Origin of the sequence: Paralysiella testudinis (genome assembly GCF_016894345.1) — a bacterium.
Taxonomy (GTDB): Bacteria; Pseudomonadota; Gammaproteobacteria; order Burkholderiales; family Neisseriaceae; genus Paralysiella; species Paralysiella testudinis.
The window spans coordinates 2,327,093-2,346,274 of the sequence record NZ_CP069798.1 but is presented as its reverse complement, the minus strand read 5'-3'; the positions used below and the strand labels follow the sequence as shown (position 1 = coordinate 2,346,274).

General features: G+C 50.8%; 20 protein-coding genes. 7 read left to right on the top strand and 13 right to left on the bottom strand.

Annotated elements, in window-relative coordinates; all coding sequences use genetic code 11:
• Positions 1–102: 102 nt before the first annotated feature.
• The 3 genes from JQU52_RS12010 to JQU52_RS12000 all read right to left on the bottom strand — a co-directional run bounded on the left by JQU52_RS12010 (position 103) and on the right by JQU52_RS12000 (position 1,750).
• On the bottom strand, positions 103–678 hold the full coding sequence (locus JQU52_RS12010) for an IS630 family transposase (RefSeq protein ID WP_230338719.1): 576 nt from the start codon (positions 676–678) through the stop codon (positions 103–105).
• Positions 632–1,150 carry a winged helix-turn-helix domain-containing protein gene (locus JQU52_RS12005; RefSeq protein WP_230338718.1) on the bottom strand — a complete coding sequence of 173 codons (519 nt, stop codon included), beginning with the start codon at positions 1,148–1,150 and terminating at the stop codon, positions 632–634. Before JQU52_RS12005 ends, JQU52_RS12010 begins: the two co-directional genes overlap by 47 nt.
• Before the next feature lie 168 nt (positions 1,151–1,318).
• Complete coding sequence (locus JQU52_RS12000) at positions 1,319–1,750, bottom strand: winged helix-turn-helix transcriptional regulator (RefSeq protein WP_230338717.1); 432 nt, start codon at positions 1,748–1,750, stop codon at positions 1,319–1,321.
• A 106-nt stretch (positions 1,751–1,856) separates the two neighbouring features.
• Here JQU52_RS12000 and JQU52_RS11995 point away from each other — a divergent pair, with 106 nt between their 5' ends.
• The gene (locus JQU52_RS11995; RefSeq protein WP_230338716.1) at positions 1,857–3,092 is read left to right on the top strand and encodes an NADH:flavin oxidoreductase/NADH oxidase family protein; all 1,236 of its coding nucleotides are present in this window, start codon (positions 1,857–1,859) and stop codon (positions 3,090–3,092) included.
• A gap of 440 nt (positions 3,093–3,532) precedes the next feature.
• Here the strand turns inward: JQU52_RS11995 and JQU52_RS11990 are convergent, their stop codons facing one another.
• Positions 3,533–4,225, bottom strand: coding sequence for an N-acetylmuramoyl-L-alanine amidase family protein (locus JQU52_RS11990; protein ID WP_230338715.1), 693 nt, complete (start codon positions 4,223–4,225; stop codon positions 3,533–3,535).
• Between the two features lie 149 nt (positions 4,226–4,374).
• The gene (locus tag JQU52_RS11985) at positions 4,375–4,833 is read right to left on the bottom strand and encodes a lysozyme inhibitor LprI family protein (RefSeq protein ID WP_230338714.1); all 459 of its coding nucleotides are present in this window, start codon (positions 4,831–4,833) and stop codon (positions 4,375–4,377) included.
• A gap of 272 nt (positions 4,834–5,105) precedes the next feature.
• Here JQU52_RS11985 and JQU52_RS11980 point away from each other — a divergent pair, with 272 nt between their 5' ends.
• Positions 5,106–5,720: a LysR substrate-binding domain-containing protein gene (locus JQU52_RS11980; protein ID WP_328301423.1), complete on the top strand. Its 615-nt coding sequence runs from the start codon at positions 5,106–5,108 to the stop codon at positions 5,718–5,720.
• Positions 5,721–5,969: 249 nt separating this feature from the next.
• Here JQU52_RS11980 and JQU52_RS11975 read toward each other — a convergent pair whose 3' ends face one another.
• Entirely contained in the window at positions 5,970–6,830 is an 861-nt protein-coding gene (locus JQU52_RS11975) for an MBL fold metallo-hydrolase (RefSeq protein WP_230338713.1), read from the bottom strand.
• Between the two features lie 117 nt (positions 6,831–6,947).
• Between JQU52_RS11975 and JQU52_RS11970 the strand changes: the two genes are divergently transcribed.
• Positions 6,948–7,922 (top strand): GlxA family transcriptional regulator, encoded by a 975-nt coding sequence (locus tag JQU52_RS11970; protein WP_230338712.1) that lies wholly within the window; start codon positions 6,948–6,950, stop codon positions 7,920–7,922.
• A gap of 531 nt (positions 7,923–8,453) precedes the next feature.
• Here the strand turns inward: JQU52_RS11970 and JQU52_RS11965 are convergent.
• The gene (locus JQU52_RS11965; RefSeq protein ID WP_230338711.1) at positions 8,454–9,485 is read right to left on the bottom strand and encodes an NAD(P)H-dependent flavin oxidoreductase; all 1,032 of its coding nucleotides are present in this window, start codon (positions 9,483–9,485) and stop codon (positions 8,454–8,456) included.
• Positions 9,486–9,590: 105 nt separating this feature from the next.
• Between JQU52_RS11965 and JQU52_RS11960 the strand changes: the two genes are divergently transcribed.
• Entirely contained in the window at positions 9,591–10,457 is an 867-nt protein-coding gene (locus JQU52_RS11960) for a LysR family transcriptional regulator (protein WP_230338710.1), read from the top strand.
• A 269-nt stretch (positions 10,458–10,726) separates the two neighbouring features.
• Here the strand turns inward: JQU52_RS11960 and JQU52_RS11955 are convergent, their stop codons facing one another.
• From JQU52_RS11955 to JQU52_RS11940, 4 genes are all read right to left on the bottom strand, one after another.
• Positions 10,727–11,677 carry an aldo/keto reductase gene (locus JQU52_RS11955; protein WP_230338709.1) on the bottom strand — a complete coding sequence of 317 codons (951 nt, stop codon included), beginning with the start codon at positions 11,675–11,677 and terminating at the stop codon, positions 10,727–10,729.
• Between the two features lie 6 nt (positions 11,678–11,683).
• Complete coding sequence (locus JQU52_RS11950) at positions 11,684–11,983, bottom strand: YciI family protein (RefSeq protein ID WP_230338708.1); 300 nt, start codon at positions 11,981–11,983, stop codon at positions 11,684–11,686.
• Positions 11,984–11,992: 9 nt separating this feature from the next.
• Complete coding sequence (locus tag JQU52_RS11945; RefSeq protein ID WP_230338707.1) at positions 11,993–12,544, bottom strand: NAD(P)H-dependent oxidoreductase; 552 nt, start codon at positions 12,542–12,544, stop codon at positions 11,993–11,995.
• 66 nt (positions 12,545–12,610) lie between these two features.
• Positions 12,611–13,327 carry a putative quinol monooxygenase gene (locus tag JQU52_RS11940; RefSeq protein WP_230338706.1) on the bottom strand — a complete coding sequence of 239 codons (717 nt, stop codon included), beginning with the start codon at positions 13,325–13,327 and terminating at the stop codon, positions 12,611–12,613.
• A 113-nt stretch (positions 13,328–13,440) separates the two neighbouring features.
• Between JQU52_RS11940 and JQU52_RS11935 the strand changes: the two genes are divergently transcribed.
• The 3 genes from JQU52_RS11935 to JQU52_RS11925 all read left to right on the top strand — a co-directional run bounded on the left by JQU52_RS11935 (position 13,441) and on the right by JQU52_RS11925 (position 15,108).
• A complete protein-coding gene (locus JQU52_RS11935) occupies positions 13,441–14,340 on the top strand; it encodes a LysR family transcriptional regulator (RefSeq protein ID WP_230338705.1) in 900 nt (299 codons plus the stop codon).
• Between the two features lie 112 nt (positions 14,341–14,452).
• A complete protein-coding gene (locus JQU52_RS11930) occupies positions 14,453–14,809 on the top strand; it encodes a Fic family protein (protein ID WP_328300524.1) in 357 nt (118 codons plus the stop codon).
• Complete coding sequence (locus JQU52_RS11925; RefSeq protein ID WP_230338703.1) at positions 14,809–15,108, top strand: Fic family protein; 300 nt, start codon at positions 14,809–14,811, stop codon at positions 15,106–15,108. The genes JQU52_RS11930 and JQU52_RS11925 overlap by 1 nt, the downstream gene beginning before the upstream one ends.
• On the opposite strand, the gene JQU52_RS11920 is transcribed toward JQU52_RS11925, so the two are convergent.
• Both JQU52_RS11920 and JQU52_RS11915 read right to left on the bottom strand, forming a co-directional pair.
• Positions 15,059–15,811: a M48 family metallopeptidase gene (locus JQU52_RS11920; RefSeq protein WP_230338702.1), complete on the bottom strand. Its 753-nt coding sequence runs from the start codon at positions 15,809–15,811 to the stop codon at positions 15,059–15,061. The two genes, JQU52_RS11925 and JQU52_RS11920, sit on opposite strands and share 50 nt — an antisense overlap.
• Positions 15,808–19,068: a type I restriction endonuclease subunit R gene (locus JQU52_RS11915; RefSeq protein WP_230338701.1), complete on the bottom strand. Its 3,261-nt coding sequence runs from the start codon at positions 19,066–19,068 to the stop codon at positions 15,808–15,810. The genes JQU52_RS11920 and JQU52_RS11915 overlap by 4 nt, the downstream gene beginning before the upstream one ends.
• Positions 19,069–19,182: the final 114 nt, after the last annotated feature.

Below are 19,182 nucleotides of genomic sequence, written 5' to 3'. Positions count from 1 at the left end.
TTGTTTTAATTTAAATTTAATAATACCCCGCTCTCAACTAAAAGCCGAACGTAGTTGCAAAAGAAAGAACATTGCTCTAAAACCTAATACCAATTCTCTAAATTAACATACAATAGACCAAGCCCTAGAGGTAATCGACCGAATCAATTCAAGCTGTACACGCAACCGATTCCAAGCCGCACAAGCAGCATCTACAATCGCATCATAACCATCAAAGCATCGGTTCGATAAATCATGCTGCTTTAAATACTGCCATATCTGTTCAGACGGATTCAACTCCGGTGAATACGGCGGCAATTTCAGCATCGTCACGTTATGTAGGTTTAAATCGGCTTGATGCCATAAAGCGCCATCCATAACCACCACTGCATGACGACCCTCCGGTACTTCCTTGCTGATATGCTGCATATGTAGCTGCATGGCTTGCTTATTTACATACGGCAATACCAAACCCACACTGTTGCCGCTTGAGGGGCAGAATGCCCCAAATAAGTAGGCAGACTCAAATTGCTGTTGGCGTACGACCCTCGGCCTTTGGCCGCAATAGTGCCAAACCCGGGTGATGGATCCTTGCTGGCCGATACGGGTTTCATCTTGAAACCAGATGTCTACGTCAGACAACTCAATGTGTTCAGGCAGCACTGTCCGAACATGGTTTACGAAGTTTTTTAAAATCATCCATTGCCTGCTGATTCGCTTTGGGATGCCGGCTGCGGGCAGATACCCAGCTGATGCCGATGCGGGACAATAAGCCGTAAATGCCTTTCGGTGTGTAGTCGGTATTAAAGTCTTCCTTGGCAATACGGGCAATATCAACAGCAGTCAGCCTGCCGCCGCCCCTTTGCTGTTGTTGTTCTACAATGGCTTGCTTAAAGGCTTCGATGTCTTTTTCGGCCAACAGGCTTTTGCGGCCTCTGCCGGGTTTGTCGTAGATGCTGTCCAGCCCATACAGCCAATAGTGCTTTCTGATGACGCTGATGCTTTGTTGATGATAGCCGAAGGTTTGTGCAATGCTGTCTAAGCTGTGACTCAAGCTCAGTTGATGCAGCATCAGCAATTTGATTCGCGCTCTCGGATTTGACTCTGTTTTGGACAGTTTCAAAAAATCATGATCAGTCAGCTGGTGTTTGCGGGGTGTTAGTTTGGGCATGGTGGTGTTGGGGGAGTTTGGGCTTGGGTTTTATTGTATTGTATTTTTTAGAATTGGTATAAGCAAGTCGCAATTTACTTTATGTGCGTTCGGGGTAAGAAATTTCTCTTGAATTGGCAAAACCACGTGTAACGTTTTATTGATTCCACTATATTTTTTGAGTTGGCATTACAAAACTTCCCGCACAATTTCCCGTTCGCCAATCGGCGCACCGCTCACCGCATCAATCAGCAGCGGCCGGATTTCCTGCCCGGTTTGCGCATCAAGCAGGCGGTCGCCGGCTTGCCCGCAGCGGTGTTTTTTACCCCATTCGCGCAACATCAGCAGCAAAGGCAGCGTATCACGTCCCGCCGGTGTGAGCAGATATTCATCACGTGGCGGGTGTTCGCTGTAACGGTGCTTTTGCAGCAAGCCTTCTTCGGTAAGCTGGTTTAAGCGTTTGGTGAGCATGGTCGGCGCAATGCCGAGATTTTTGCGGAAGCCGTCAAAGCGGGTAACGCCGCTGAATGCTTCGCGCAAAATCAACAAATTCCACGCATCGCCGAGAAACGGCACGCTGCGGAAAATCGGGCAGAGGTTTAAATTTTCGTTCACCATCATCTGTCTCGCTCAATATTTTCAAGTTAGTATCAAAATAGTATTGACTTTTATCAATAGCGATTTTATCATGGCAGCTATCAAATTGATACTGACAAGGACACCCATCATGGCTTCTGCTCTTTTTACTCCGCTCACCCTGCCCAACGGCAGCACTTTGCCCAATCGCATCGGCAAATCGGCAATGGCCGAAAACATGGCCGCACAAGGCCAATTGCCCGACGAACATTTTGTGCGTCTTTACCAACGTTTTGCCGACGGCGGCGCGGGTTTGATTGTCACCGGCAACGTGATGGTAGACGATAACGGCGTCAGCACGGCAGGCGATGTGGTGCTGACCAAAAACAGCCCGATTGCCCCCTTTCAGGCTTGGGCAAATGCCGCGAAATCAAAAGGGGCGCAGGTGTGGATGCAGATTAATCATCCCGGCCGGCAAGCCATGGCGGGTTTGGGTAAAAACACCTTTGCGCCCTCTGCCATCGGTTTGGAGCTGGGCAAACATTCCAAGTTGTTTGTCAAACCGCGCGCCATGAGCGAGCAAGAAATCGCAAACACCATCACCCGTTTCGCCGAAACCGCGCAAGCCGCCGAACAAGCCGGTTTTAGCGGTGTGCAGATTCACGCGGCGCACGGCTATTTAATCAGTCAGTTTTTATCGCCCCTATCCAATCAGCGCAGCGACCAATGGGGCGGCAGCATCGAAAACCGCGCCCGCTTTTTATTGGCAATTGTGGCGGCGATTCGTGCTGTTGTGTCGCCCGGCTTTACCGTGGCGGTGAAAATCAATTCGGCGGATTTCCAGCGCGGCGGTTTTGATGAAAGCGATGCGCTGGCGGTGGTGGAAATGTTAAACGGCACGGCGGTGGATTTGGTCGAACTTTCAGGCGGCAGCTACGAATCACCGACATTGTTCAGCGGCGAAGCCAAAGACAACCGCACCCTGGCGCGTGAAGCTTATTTTCTGGAATTTGCGGCCAAAATCGCCAAAGTAGCCAAAATGCCTTTAATGACCACCGGCGGCATCCGCCGATTGGCTGTTGCCGAAGCCGTGTTGGAAGAAGGCATTGCGGTGGCCGGTATTGCCACAGCCTTGGCATTGAACCCGAATCTACCCAATGAATGGAAAAACGGCCAAGCAATAGACGGCAAAGCGATTACACTGAGCTTTAAAGACAAAACCTTGCGCGGGCTGGCTCAATTAATCATTGTGCAACGCCATTTGCAACGGCTGGGCAAAGGCAAACCGGCCGGTGTGGCGCTTAATCCAATCTGGACGCTGGTGAGCGGACAAATTCGAGACAAATATTTGATTAATCGATACAAAAAATGGATATCCTCGCAATAAGGTTTGAATATACATTTGAATATACAGTGTAATAAAGAATCAAGGTGATACAAGGCAGCAAGCCGCAGTCAGTACACACGTGCGGAACAGAGCTTTATTGGCGCTTTAGCGCCGTACAAGATCGTTCGCTTTGCGCTAAGGTTGCAGTACTTTTTTTATTTATTCCACTATATCTATGGGTATATCTACCGGATTTTGCTACTCTTGTTGTCTAAAATCATAGAATTTCGGCATGGTTCAATGGCACCGAAGCCGTGTTCGTTATGTATCAAAGTAGCTGCAGCAAAGCAGGTATGCTCTGCTGCTTTAGCCGGTAAGGTTTTCAGGCAGCCTTGGCGTGTTAGTGGGTTTTGCTTGTCTGAATAATCTATGCAGCCCTTTCGGTTGAAAGGGTTGTTTTGGTTTGATGCGGTATCAAACCCATGCCGTTAATCCAGTAATCAAACGCCCGAATTTAAAAAATAAAGATCCACCGCATTGCTTATTGCGTTAATCATGGTTTTTTGATGTTGGGGATTATTAACATAAGCTTCGTCATCCGCATCCACAATCACGCCCACTTCCAGCAAAACGGCGGGGATTTTGGTTTTTGCCAATACCACCAAATCGTCAAAACGGTAAATGCCCAGCTTTGCATCGAGTAATTCGCGGTTTTCTCCCGCAATTTTTTCGGCGTGGTGCAAAGTGGGTTTGCGGTTTGATGTGAAAGACAATTGGGAACCGATTTGCTCGGCAAAAAGCAGGGACTTCCTAAACTGTAGATTTTTCTGTGACACAAACAAGGAATAACCGCGAATCGGCTTGATGGTTTGATAAGCTGTTTTTCCGTTGACGGTGGTTTTGTGCAGATAATGCAATTGCGCGGAATCATGGTGAATCGACAAAAACAAATCGGCATTTGCCCGGTTGGCAAACGCCGCCCGCTCATTCAGGCCAATCGATTCTTCGGGCTTGCGCGTCAGCGCCACCTTATATCCTTTTGTTTGCAATGCCTGTGCCAATTGTGCGGTGAAGTGGTCGTTATAGGCCACTTCATAAATCCCGCGCGCGCCCAAGGCACCGCCTTGCTGAGGCGTATGCCCTGCATCCAAAACAATCAAATGGGTGCCTCTTGCCGTATTGACCGGCTGCATGCCATCACCCGCTGCCCAAACCGGCAAGGAAAACAGCATTAGCCACAAAAAACGATGGCAATATTGCTTGATGCTGCTTATACCCAGTCTAACAAATAAGCTAAGGGCATTATCCCGCCTTTTTGGCAGCTTCATTTTTTGGGTTGCCGTTATTTCCAACTGGCCGCTCCGATTAATGCGCCGCGACAGGTGCCGACTTTGCATTCACGCAGGCGATCGCGCAAATATTCGGTGCGTTCACGGTTTACCCGATAATTGCAATCAACGTTGATGGTACCGGCGCTTGGCTCGCAGGTGGCGTCGCGGTAGCGAATCCAATCACGCTGGGTTGCCACCAGCTGTTGTTTGACGGGTGCTTTAATCAGTTTATTCAAATCTTTGTAAACACTGTTTAATTCATTGTCTGATTCCAAAAATAATTTGGCCAGACAATAGGTTTGGTCGTAGGAGGTGCGATAGCGGTCACACTCACCGGCTGCATGTGCCGAACCGGCAAACATAAAACCGGACAAGGCCAACACGGATAAAAAAACAGCTTTTGTTTTCATGATGTTGCTCCACAGTATTTCATCAAACAAACCGTTACCGGTCAGAAATTTATGCGACAAGCGCTTGATGCCTGCCCATGATCTTTTATCGTAACACACGAAAACTAATCTAGCCGCCTTGTCTTGATTTTAGTGTGCCACTAGGGTCTGTTCACATTTTAGCCGTGCAGCAGATTTTGAGCAGAAAAGTCTGCGTTCAAGGCGAAAAGCACAGCAAGGTTGAACACCTTGCGCGCATTTCCAACGCAGAAAGCGGGCTTTTAAGCCAAAATAGGACCATGCGATGAAATGTGAACAGACCCTAGATTGCATTGTGCCGTTTTCGGGTTTGAATAACAAGATGCCTAACCGTCAACATCGGCGCCACCGACAACGGCACCCGCAGCCTCGGTATTCCGTTTGCCCTGCGCCTGCGCCGGCTTGCCCCGCGCATCAAAACCTCGTTTTTCTCGATACAGGGGCGCGATGTGGCCGCCTTGCTGGAACAAGGCGGGCTGGATATGGCGGTGATGAGCGACAAAGCCGTGCCCGAGCATCTGCACAGCCGCCATCTGCACCACGAACGCTATGTCTGCGTGGTGCGCCAAGATCATCCGGTGTTGCAGCAAACATGGGATTTAGACGCATTTTGTGCGCTTGATTATGTGTTGGTATCGTATTTCGGCGGCGCATTTGCCGGCGCCACCGACGCCGCCCTAAGCGCACTCGGCCGCCGCCGCAATGTGGTGATGTCGGTAAACAATTTTTTGCTGGTGCCGGATATTTTGCGCCAAAGCGATTGGGCGGCCGTGGTGCCCGACCATCTGCTGCAAGCCGACGACAAACTTGCCGTGCTGGCGCCGCCGCTGGCAATTGAAGGCTACAATAAAGTGATGGCCTGGCACGAACGCCACCACCGCGACCCGGTGCAGCGCTGGCTGCGCGATGTGATGGCCGGATGTGAGTAAAGGCCGTCTGAAAGTTTTAAGGTTTCAGACGGCCTTTATTTTGAAAGTGGCTTTGATGCGTTGAATGTTAAACACATCTATGTTTTCAGGCAGCCTATTTCAGATATTGTTCACAACCGCCTGTGTACTGCCTTTGCCCCGCCGCCCTGTATGATTTATTTTCTTTGCTATATAAATCATGCAATCCGAACCGCACGTTCACTTCGCACGTTCATTTTAAAGTGCGGTTCGGACGATTTGCATCTCAGCTTATTCAAATGTCAGCACTTGCGCCGTATGCGGCACAAAAACCCGTTTTAATTTTTGCTGTTTGACAAAATCGCGCATCTGTTTTGTGCTTACCGTTGTATGGTTGACCGCATCCATATGCACGGTGATGATGTCGGCGGCAGGCGCGGCTTTGCTCATGGTGGCGACATCATTCAAGCCCATGATAATGCCCTCTTTAAAACCCGTTAATTTGGCATCGCCCGTATTCATCACCACAATCTGCGGTTTATAACGGTTCAAGGCATAATCAACCTGTTCATTCCAAACCGTATCGCCCACGATATACAGGGTTTTTTCTTGCGGATTTTCCAGCACCACGCCCATGGCGTCCCCTGCTAGTTCTGCCAATGCAGGTATGCTGTACATTTGGTCGGTGCCGTGCTGCCCGCCGGTTTTGCTGAGCCATACACCTTTAAATTCGGTGCGCTTGCCAAGTACACGCACATCTTTAAAGCCTTGGCTGCGGATGATGGCGGCATCGCCCGCATTTTGCGCAAAAATGGGAATGTTTTTCGGCAAGGCTTTCTGCGCCGCCTCGTCCCAATGGTCGGGGTGGGTGTGGGTGACAATCACCGCATCAATACCTTGAATCACCTCGCCAATCGGCTTGCCCATATTGATTAAGGGATTGCGCTGTTCGCTGTTGACAGTGCCCTCAAAGCCGGGATAAGCGCCTTTATCGGCAAGATACGGGTCAACCAGAAAAGTGGTGGCGCCATAATGGATTTTCGCCGTTGCATTTCGGATGTGTTCATATTTCACCTCGGCATGTGCACTGAGGGAAGCCGTTAAGCCGAACAATGTCGACAACAAGCCTAAAGCCAATGTTTTAAATCGCATAATCTTCTCCAAATGATTGTTGAAGTGGGCATTATGCAGGGTTTTAAGCCGCAAAAAAATTGACTTTTACACCATAAAACGCAAAAATCGGGTCAAAATGTTTGCCAAGGACAAACCATGCCCAAACACCCATCCGCCCCGCCCGTGGTGGCATTATTGCTGTATCCCGATTTCAGCCTGTTTCATATTGCCGTGCCGTACATGGTGTTTTCAACCGACCTTGACGGGCGGAAATTATTTGATTTGCGCATGGTTCAATGGCAGAAAACCCCCAATCCCCTTGCGCAGATTAAAGCCGACGGCGGGCTGGAACTACTGGAACACGCCGACATTATCATCATGCCGGGCTGGACAGATTTAAATGAGCCGCCCACGCAAAGCCTGATTAACGCACTCAATCAAGCCGACCAAAACGGCAAAACCATTGTCGGCTTATGTTTCGGCACTTACGCGCTGGCTTATGCGGGGTTATTAAACGGCAAACGGGCGGCAACGCATTGGGCGGGCGAAGCCGATTTTCGGGCGAAGTTCCCGCATATCGCCCTCGACATCAATTTGCTTTATGTTGAAGACGGCAACATCATCACCTCCGCCGGCACGGCAGCGGCGATGGACTGCTGTTTGGCAATCGTGCGTAACATCTACGGCATCAAAACCGCCAACAAACTGGCAAGATTATTTGTGAGCGCCCCGCACCGAGAGGGCGGGCAGGCACAATTTATCGAGCAACCCCTCCCGCGCAAAACCGCGCATGAGAATATGAACCAACTGCTGGATTACCTGCGCGAAAACCTCACCCGGCCGCACCATATCGACGATTTGGCCAAGCAACTTTCCATGAGCCGCAGCACCTTCACCCGCCATTTCCGCCATGCCACCGGCCTATCGTTTGCCCGATGGCTGATTGAAATCAGACTGCAAAAAGGGCGGGACTTATTAGAAAGCACCGATTCAAGCATTGAAGAAATCGCCGAAAAATGCGGTTTTGCCTCCAGCACCCTGTTTCGCCAGCAGTTTAAAAACAAACACCAAATCAGCCCGACGCAATGGCGCAAATGCTTTACATCCGAGCCTTACAGCCGGCATGTTTGATTCAAAGCACGACATCCCGCGCTTGGTGGAAACTTATTCCAATCTGCGGGATATTTCGCAGCGGGTGGAGCTTGGCGAGGCAGATTAGAATGCCCGGGGCATCCGATTTATATTTAAAACTGAATCGTGGCCAGCCCCAATACCAGGCGAAATTGATGAGCAACAGTATGCAAACAAACTGCTTACCGTGCTGAAAGGCAAACCATCGCCTGCCTTATACCAATTCGAAAAAACAACCTAACTGTGTTGGCTCGCCTAGCCGTACTAGGTGTACTGTCTGCGGCTCGCCGCCTTGTTATCTTATTTTTTCGAATTGGTATTAGGTAAGGCTGGTGTTTGATTTGCCGGGGGATATTTTGAAAGAGCGGTTGTTGTTGGGATAAAGAGCGGTTTCAGGCAGCCTCAGCCCAATAAAAAACCGCTTAAAGGCAGCTGGGGCACTGCAATACATGGAATGATTGCCGGCCGGCATTGATATTCCAAACATACACTTATGCCGCTTGTGCCGGCAGACTTTCTTATTCAATACACTCAGGCAGCATTTGCCGCTGCATCATGGTATGCGTTTTTTTCGATAACCACAAAATCCTGCATCAAATCTTCCACCACATCTTTAACGCTGCGGATTTCATGAATATAGCTGATGCCGTTGCCGACCGAGATATAGCCCTCGTCCACCCGGCCTTCGAGCATGGCAACGCGCATGCCGTAGCCGCCTTTGGAGGCTGCGAGCAGTTCGTCGCGGCTGGCGCCTTGGGCGTCCATTTCCACCAGTTTGTGCGCCAGTGCGGTCGGCAGCGAGCGGTAATAGGCGGGCTGGGTGCGGTATAGCAGTAAATCTTGCGCGCTGCTGTTTACAATCATCTGTTTGACGTTTTCAGCCGTGCGGTTTTCAATGGTCGGCAGGAATACGCTGCCGGCAAACACGCCTTCTGCGCCAAGGGCAAAACTCGCCCGCACACCGCGCACATCGGCGATGCCGCCGGCAGCCATCACCGGGATATCCACTGCATCAACGATTTGCGGCACGATGGAGAAGGTGCCGATAACGCGTTCGGGCACGGTGCCGCCTTCGTCAAAGCCGGTAGCAACCAAAACGTCGACGCCGAGTTGCTCGGCATGGCGGGCATTTCCCACGGTAGGGGTAGCCGAACGGAATAGGATTTTGACACCGGCGGCTTTGAATTTCGCCATCATCGGCGCATAGTCAAAGCCATCAATGCCGTTGATAAAGGCAATTGGCAGCGCTTCTTCGATAATCAAATCGACCATATCACCGATCAGGCTAAAATCGTGAGACACGATTACCGGCATGCTGAAAGGCTTGTCGGTTAGCGCCTTGGTTTTACGGATTTCGTTGCGCATGGCCTCGATGATGTCATGCCGGGTTTTGGCGGATTTCATCAGCCCGGCGTGCGGACCGAGGATGCCGAGGCCGCCGGCGTTGCTCACTGCGGCCACAAAACGTGCGTCGGTCAGCCAGCTCATCGGGCCTTGTACGATGGGATATCGGATGCCTAAGATTTTGGTGATGCGGTTTTCGGTGATGCGGTTGGTTTTCATGGTGTTGCCTCGCTAAAATTTTAAAGTGCAACCAGTATAATTTCTCGAAAAACAAAATAAAAGCCGTTAAAATAAGAGTTATCTTTCCATAAATGAGAATTTAAAATGGACTTAAACAATTTGCGCTTGTTTACAACAGTGGTGCAGGCGGGCAGTTTTTCAGCGGCGGGCGAGCGCTCGGGCGTGCCGGTGGCAACGGTCAGCCGTCGGATTGCTGCGTTGGAACAAGATTTGAACATGCAGTTATTCGACCGCTTTAAAAGCGGGGTGAAGCCGACCATGCTGGGCCAGCGTCTATATGAAGAGGTGCATCTGAGTCTCGATCAATTGGCGCAGGCACAGCGGCTGTTGGCAGACAAACAGCAGCCGTTAAGCGGGAAATTGCGACTTTCCACGTCGCCCGGATTGGAGCCGGTTTGGGATAGGGTTGACAAATTTCAGCAACAATATCCGCAGGTGGAAGTGCATTGCCAAGTCACCGATCGGGTATTGGATTTGGTGGAAGACGGCATTGATGTGGCGTTTCGGATTGGCGATTTGCACACCGACAGCGTAATCGCCCGCCCGCTGATGCAGATGCACGCCAAACTGGTGACGGCGCCCGCACTACTGGCCGAGCGGGGCATACCCGCCACGCCTGCCGATTTGCTGAAATTTCCGTGTGCTGGCTGGGCGCGCAACGGACAAAAAAACATGCAATGGCACTTCGACGGACAAAGCGTGTCGATACCGTATCATTTCAGCTCAAACGACAGCTACGCCCTTGCCCACGCCGCGCAAAAAGGGCAGATGATTTTCCAATTGCCTGATTATATAGCCGACCGCTTGATTCGCGATTTCGGCTTAGTGGAAGTGCTGCCGGATTTTGTTCAACCCGGCTATCTCGTCAGCGCGATTTATCCTGCCCACCGCCACCCTTCCAGCCTGATTCAGGCTTTTCTGGCAGTCTGCTTGAGTCAAACAACCGTCTGAAACCGCACTTTGCGTTCAGACGGCCTGTTTTCACATCATCTTCCGACTTCAGCCAATCAAAAGATTTATAGTGAAATAATACCAATTCTACAAAATAAGATAACAAGGCGGCGAGCCGCAGGCAGTACACCTAGTACGGCAAGGCGAGCCAACGCAGTTAGGTTATTTTGTAGAATTGGTATAAATAAAAAAGTGATACAAGGCGGCGGACTGAAGACACTATATACAGACGGCAATTCCGCCCCTAAGAGCGGAAGCGGCCTTTGCCGTTATGCCATCGGCTGTTCCCAAGCGCCTTTGGTGTCGATGCCGGTGGCGGTTGCCAAAGCTTCCAGTTGCGCCACTTCTGCTGCGCTCAATCCAATTTCAGCGGCTTTGGCCGCGTCCAACACATGATGCGGTTTGGTGGCGCCGATCAGCGGCAAAGTGCCTTTGGCCAGCGCGTAGGCAATGGCGATTTGCGCGGCGGAAGCATGGTATGGTTTGCCGATTTCAGCCATTGTGTTGGTGAGCGCTTCCAGTTGCGGCAGCACTTTGTTGTAGGTTTCGCCGCGTCCGCTGCCTGCGGGCAAAGGGTTTTGTGTGTTATAGCGGCCGGATAATGCGCCTTGTTCCAGCACCATATAGGCAAAAAAAGTGATGCCGTTTGCCTTGCAGTAGTCCAGAATGCCGGCTTGTTCGGAAGAGCGGTAAAGCAGGCTGAAGTGGTTTTGCACGGCGGAAATTTGGCAGCCTTCTTTGGCCAGCGTGGCGTTCACCAATTTGATTTGTTCCAAATTGTGGTTGGATACGCCGAAACGCTTGATTTTGCCGCTTTTGAGCAAAGGCACGAATTGGCGGGTCCAGGCATTCACATCGGTCGGGTTGTGCACCCAGTAAAAATCGACATAATCGGTGCCGAGGCGTGCGCAGCTCTCGTTAAACATATCGGCCACCGGCGTGGCGGATTCGGTGTTGGCGATATTCGGTGTGAACTTGGTCGAAATTTGCAGGCTTTCGCGCGGATAGCGGCGGATTTGTGCGCCAAGTGCGGTTTCCGAGCTGCCCATGCCGTATACGGCGGCGGTGTCCCACAGGGTTAAGCCGTGTTCGATGGCGGCATCAAAAACCTGCTGCATTTGCTCATTGCTTAAATGGTTGCCGAATACTTGGTCGCCGCCGGCAAAGCCCGCGCCCCAAGACCAAGTGCCCAGCGCAATTTTAGGTAAGTTGTTCATCATCTGCTCCTATTTGCTTTGAAATTGTTGAATGTGGTTTGCCACCATAGCCGCTTTAAATTCACGGATTTCATAATGTGCCAAATCAGGGTAATACACATCGGTTGCCAAAATGGCGTCCAATTCGGCACGGCTTTCGGCTTGGGCGATAATCACGCCTGCACGCGCTTTGTCCAAAAACGGCCCCAAAATTAAAAATTGCCCTTGCTCAAAATGCTTGGCAAACCAAGTACGATGTTGGTTCAATATCTCGTCTTGCTCGGCTTGTGGGGCGGCACTCGGGTGAAGTTCGATATTAATCAGATACATGCTCTTTCCTTACTGCGATTGAATTACCGACACCAAACGCTGGGCATAGGCTTTTGCTTCTGCCTGCTGGCGGAGAACAGCGGCTTCGTCGCGCCCGACATAGCTCACGCCGTTCAAATACATGGGCGGCAGCAGCGCCAATCCGCACAAAGCGGCGGTGCTTTCAAAAGCCGCCAGATAGTCTTCCACATCGTGCTGCATCAGCGCATCTTTGGCATACAGCATTTTGGGCGCGCCGGTGGTGAAAGAAAGCAGCAGCTTTTTGCCGGCGATTTTGGCGGTCGAGCCGTGGGCAAAGCCGTGCAGAAACACATCGTCCAGATATTTTTTCATCAACGCCGGCATGGCATACCAGTAAAACGGAAACTGCCACACAATAATATCCGCTTGCAAAATCGCCGCCTGCTCGGCCGCCACATCGATTTGATAGTCGGGATACAGCGCATCCAGTTTGCGGATTTCGGCTTGCGGCAGCTGCTCGGCCAGCACGTTTAAAATGGTTTGGTTGGCAACAGATTGCGCCAGATCGGGATGGCCCGAAATAATCAATACGTTTTTCATATTATTCTCTTAATATCAACTCTACAAAATAAGCTAGTAATCAGCGAATTCATTCTTTCCTGAAATCTAATCATCAAACCGCAAACCGCCTTGGTTCACCAGCGTGCCGCCTTGCAGCTCAATCACTTTTCTAGCGCGCACCATCTCGGCGGTGGCTTTCAGGCAGCCTTGAAAGTGCGGGGTTTGGCGGTGGGCAAGGTAGACGTTTTCATCGGCATAAATCTCGAAAAAGCGCCATTCGTTCGGCGCATTTTTCAGCGTAACGGCATACATCGCCAACACACCGCGTTCTTGCGCCATGGATTGCCGCATTTCATCCATCACAATCTTGCGAAACGCCGCATTGTGCTCGGGCTTGACGGTGATTTCCGCCAGATTGATTTTTAAGCGCTGATTGTTGATGGCATAAAGTGCGGTCGGTTTTTCCATCAAAAATTGCGGCTCGGTTTCCCACATTTTGCGCCCGGCAAGCGCATTTTTCGCCACTTCGGCAAAGCGTTTGAACTGCGGCGAATCGGCGTGGATTCGATAGGCCGCTTCATCTCGATAAATTTCCACCACGATATGTTCAGACGGCCTGTCTGTGCGTTGCGCCGCATACATTGCCAGCGTGCCCGGCTCATTGCGTATCGAGGTGCTTAAATTGTCTATGCCCACGTTTGCAAACGCCGCTTGCTCAGCGGGATGGACGCTTAATTCAAAAATCCGCACCAACGGCGCCGCCTGTGCGGCAGTGGCGATTGCAAGTGCGCTCAGGCATGCCGCCGCATGGGTTATTTTCATGATTTCTCCTGATTTATTGGTGGCTTGAGCACGATATTACGTTTAAATTTTGTTAGAATAAAGGCCGTTATTTCTCATTCAGTATTAGCCAAAAGTTAATAATGGAGGTTGCCATGCACAGCTCTATCTACGGTTATCTCACCGTGTTTCACGCCATTGCCGCAGAAGGCAGCATTGCCGCCGCCGCGCGCAAATTGCAGGTCGAGCCGCCTTCGGTGAGCAAGGCGCTCAAGCAGCTGGAGGCCCATATCGGGCTTATTTTGTTCAACCGCACCACCCGCAAAATGGAGCTCACCGAGGCGGGGCAACGGCTGGTGAAAAACACCCAAGCGGCGATGCAGGCGCTAACGCTCGGGGTGGAAAGCGTGCAGGATTTGGGCGAAACGCCGTTTGGTTTGGTGCGCATCAGCCTGTCGCGCTTTGCCTACCGCCTGATTGTCCAGCCGCACTATGCCGAATTTTGCCGCCGCTATCCGCATATCCAACTGGAAATTTCGATTTACGACGGCACCATTGATTTGCTCAAACAAGGCTTTGACCTGGCCATCCGCTTTGGCGACAAGGTGGAAGACAATATGGTCACCCGCCAATTGATGCCCTCGTTTAAAGAAGGGCTGTTTGCTTCGCCGGCCTATCTGGCGGAATTCGGCACGCCGAAAACCCCGCCCGATTTGAAAAACCACAAGCTGATCGGCTACCGCTTTATCACCACCAACCGCATTCTGCCGCTGATTTTGAGCGACAAAGGGCAGGATTGGGTGATTGAAATGCCCTACCAGCTGATGAGCAACGATATTGATGCGATGACCGATGCCGCGCAACAAGGCTTGGGCTTGGCACGGATTTTCGAACCGATTTACCGGCAGCTGGAAAAGCCCAACCATCTGGTGCCGGTGTTGGAAAAATATTGGAAAAGCTACCCGCCCGTTTATTTGTGCTATCTGCAAAACAGCCAAAAAGCCAAACGGATTCGGGTGTTGATTGAGTTTTTGTTGGAGAAAATACAGGGGTGAAGGCTGAGGCCGTCTGAAAGCATTTGTTTAAAGCAAAGTGCGGTTTCAGGTAGCCTTGTTAATCAAAAACGCATTAAATTGATTAACAAGCATTGTTGTGGCTCATGGGTGATTGACAAGATTTTTTGTTAATCATTTTTATAGATTTTTGATTGATAAACTTGTTTGTTGCTCACGGATGCGTGACAAAGGTAAAAAAGCCATTTTGTTTGCGCCCATCCGCCCGGAAAAACGGGGAAAAGGGCTGGATAAACTGTTTGATTACATCAATAAAGATACCGCCCCCATTTTAACCAAAACCGCCGTTTCCCATTTGGAATTCGAGGCACTGAACCCCTTTCAAGACGGCAACGGACGCATCGGCAGAATGCTGATTACCCTGATGCTCTGGCAAAGCAAAACATCAGCGCACCACATTTTTACATCAGCGACTACTTTGAAGAACATAAAGAACGTTATCTCGATTTAATGCGGGCAGTTTCACAAACGGGCGATTGGAACAATTGGTGTATCTTCTTTTTACAAGCGGTGCAATGGCAAGCGGTACACAACCTGACCATCGCCCAAAATATCTATGCGCTATATGAAGAAATGAAAACCGTGTTTACCGAAACGCTATCCTCTAAACATTCATTGGCGGTGCTGAATTTTGTATTCACCCATCCCGTTTTCCGCAACAGCCGCCTTGCCGCTTTTCTTCTCGGCCGGCATGCCGGCGTTAATGCGATGCTAAAATTTGCGCCGCCATATTGTCCAGCCGGTGTTTGACGGATTGCCATCCGGGCAATACCTGCGCCATCAGGCGGTAAAAGCGGGGGCTGTGGTTGTGCTCCGCCAAGTGGCACAGCTCGTGCAAAATCACATAATCAATACATTCGCGCGGGGCTTTGATTAAATTCGGGTTCAAGGTCAACCTGCCTTGGGGCGAGCAATTACCCCATTGGGTTTGCATGGTTTGCAGGCGGATGGGCGGCGCTTGGTTTATCCAAAAGGTTTGCACCAACAATGTTTCCAGCCGCATGGCAAACACTTCTTTGGCGCGGGTTTTGTACCATTCATTTAATAGTGCCTGCACTTTTTCACTGTCTTTCTGCCGCACCGACACCTGCAACCGCCCGCGCAACAGCTTCACACCTTGCCGCTCATCCGCCGTTTCCACCACTTTAAGTAGATAGCGTTTGCCCAGATAAAAATGGCTTTCACCGCTGATATAAAGGCGCGGAGCAATGGCTGAGTTTTGCGCCAGAAAAGATTGCTGTTGGCGATATATCCAGCGGGCGCGCTTTTTGATTGCCGACAGCACGGCATCATTACCTGCCTGCAAAGGGGCAGATACGGCCACGCTGCCACACGGTTTGACGGTGATGCGGATTTTGTCGGTGAGACTTGAGCCTGCATTGAGTGTGAACGAGATTTTTTCATTACCGTAGTAGAAATACAGGGCTTCAGACGGCAGGGCTTTTTCCATCATCTCACACCCACCCGCACAATCTGCACCACGCTTTCCACCATTTTTTTCGCCTGCTCCATACCGCCGCTTTCAACCTTGCAGACGGCAAACAGTTTGGGCAGCAGTTTTTTGCGGATATCGGTTTCGAGATTGTGCAGATTGATGGAATGCTCGGTAACGGATTGCTGCACATCGCTATCGATTTCAAACGCCAGCTTCACCCATTTTTCGGTTTCTACGCTGCCTGCAAAGCATTCAGGCAGCGTTTGTTTGAATACGCCGTAATAGGCTTGGGCGTGGAAATTACCGCCGAAAACATCGGGAATATCGTTCAGACGGCGTGCTTTGACTTGCTGCTCGAATTCCTGAAACAGCCAATATTGTTTCAGCTCATAATCAAACAGTTGTTCGGCCTGAGCAATCACTTCTTTGAGCAGTCGTGAAAAGGCTTCTTGGGCATAGGGGTCATCTCGCAAATATTGCTCGATGCTGCGGGTGATGCGGGTTTTGATGATATCGGTTTCGTTGCGGGTTTTCTCTTTGCTCCATTTTTCGGGATGCTCGGCTTGCCCCATTCTGCCGACTTCATACACGCCTTGCGGTTCTTTCACCGCCACGCCCACCACGTGTTTGTCCAGCAGCTTTTTAATCGGCTCGGCATATTCACCGAAATCCACGGTTTCACCCGCATCTTGCCGTGCCAGTTGGCGCAAATAGCCGAATTGTTGCCGTGTTTCCTTATAATGACGGCGATCGGCTTCGCTAAAGGCGCTGTCGGCAAAAAACGAGGCCGATTGCAGTGCCACTTTCAGGCAGCCTGAAAAAGCGGTTAAGGCTTCGTAAAAATCTTCCCGTGTTTTCAGACGGGCATCCACCCATTCGCCATGCTGATCCTGCATTTTCGGCACCAGAACCTGCCGCAGCTGCTCAATATCGTGTTTATTGTCCACGCCCGTAAAAATCGCCCACAAGGCATCGTATAAAGCAGGCAGCTTTTTGTATTCATGGCTCATCGGGTGATACAGCCCGTCGATGTCAGCAATATCGTAGCCGCCCTGAGTGCGGGCGGCCAGATCCTGATATTGGGCAATGGTGGTGTCCAGCTCCTTTAAAATGCCCCGGTAATCCATCAGCAGCCCGAATTTTTTAGCCGGATGCAGGCGGTTTACCCGTGCGATGGCTTGGATTAAATTGTGCTGCTTTAACGGTTTGTCGATATACAGCACCGCATTTTTCGGCTCATCAAAGCCCGTTAATAATTTATCCACCACAATCAGTAATTTAAGCGGATCGTTTTCATCGGCAAAACGGGCGATCAGGTTTTTGCTGTAATTTTGCTCGTCTTGTTTGCCGACATTATTTACCCACCATTGCACCACTTCATCGCTTTGCGATTCGTCCACACCGCTGTTGCCTTCACGGCTATCGGGCGCGCTGATTACCACCGCCGATTCAAATAATCCCGCTTCATCAAGATAGCGCTTGTAGCGGATAGCCGAAGCCTTGCTGTCGCACGCCAATTGCCCTTTGAGCGGGGCGGCAATATGTTTGCTGAAATGGTGGGCAATATCCAGCGCAATCAGATGAATGCGGTCGTCTGCACCATATACGCCCTGTTTTTGGGCAAAGCGGCGTTTCAAATCGCTTTGCTGTTTTTCGGTCAAACTTTCGGTAATCCGTTCAAACCAGCTGTCTATCGCCCGCTCGTTTACATCCAAATCAGGAATGCGTTCTTCATATAAAAGCGGGGTCACGGTGGCATCTTCCACCGCTCTTTGCATGGTGTAGGCGTGAATAATCGAGCCAAATTTATGCGCGGTTTTGTCGTCTTTTAACAATGGCGTGCCGGTAAACGCCACAAACGCGGCATTGGGCAGCACCTGCTTCATATAAATATGGTTTTCACCGCCCTGGCTGCGATGCCCTTCATCCACCAGCACAATCAAATCAGCACTGTCGTTAAAACATTCAGGCAGCCTGATGGCACTATTGAACTTCTGCACCAGCGTAAACATAATCCGCTCATTACCCCTCCCGATTTGTTCCGCCAGCCGTTTGCCCGAGGTTGCCATCGCCTGCGTCTTATCCCGCTTGCCCACCAGTTCACCGCCGCTCATAAAGGTGGCCGAAAGCTGGTTTTCCAAATCCACACGGTCTGTTACCACCAGCAAACGGCAACGCTTTAACGCATCGTGCAAAATCAATGCCTTGCTTAAAAACACCATCGTAAACGACTTACCCGAGCCGGTGGTGTGCCAAATCACACCACTTTCACGACTGCCGTCCGGCTTGGCCCGGGTGAGATGTGCCAGCAACCGTTTAATCGCAAACACCTGCTGATAACGTGCCGCAATCTTGTCCGCTTTTTTGTCAAACAGCATAAAAAACCGCACCATCTCCAGCAGACGGGTTTTGGTGAGCAAGCCAATCATCAGGCGGTCTTGCCCGTTTAATGCCAGCGTTTGCGCCGACCATTGCCGATACCACGCAAACGCACCTTGGCGGTCGGTAAAGATTGCCGCAAGAGTGGTTTCAGACGGCTGCTGATTTTTAATTGCCGCCATTTCTGGCTCACCAAACACCTCTTCCCGCCACGCCGCCCAAAACTTCGCTGCCGTGCCGCACGTGCCGTAACGAGCGTCTATTCCGTTTACCGACAACAATAATTGGCTGTAGGCAAACAAGTGCGGTATTTCAGACGGCCTTTGATTGCGCAAACACTGCGAAATCCCTTCTTCCACCGTCGCCCCCTTGCTGCCGTTCGGGCGTTTGGCCTCGATCACCGCCAACGGAATCCCATTGACAAAACACACTATATCAGGCCGTCTGCAATCCACATTGTTGCTGCACGCCACGCTAAACTCTTCGGTAAACGCAAAACTGTTGTTGTCGGGATTTTCCCAATCAATCAAAGCAATGGTAGGGTTCGCCTTTTTACCGCCCACAAATTCCGTTACCGAAATACCGTAGAGCAAATGGTTGTAAATCCGCTCATTGGCAAGCAGCAGCCCCTCGCCCAATTGCGGCGTGCCGATTTGCCCCACCAAATCATCCATCGCCCGTTCGGATAAAGGATAAGACTCGCCCTCAAACACAAAACGCCGCTTCGCCAACTGCTCACGCAAAACGTCCCCCAACACCACCGCACTTTTATCCCCGTCCCGTAACGCCAAGGCTTCAGATGGCGGCAGATAGCGCCAGCCGAGGTTAGCAAGCAACAGCAGGGCAGGGATTTTGGCACTGTATTCTTCTTGGAATTTTGGGGTGGGGTGGTGCATAACGTATTCCTACCTGTTTCGAATAATCAAAATAAAACAACTATTAAACATTTAATCCAACAAAAATATTGCAATCAACCGCTACTATGCGCTACCATAAACACGGATTCATTA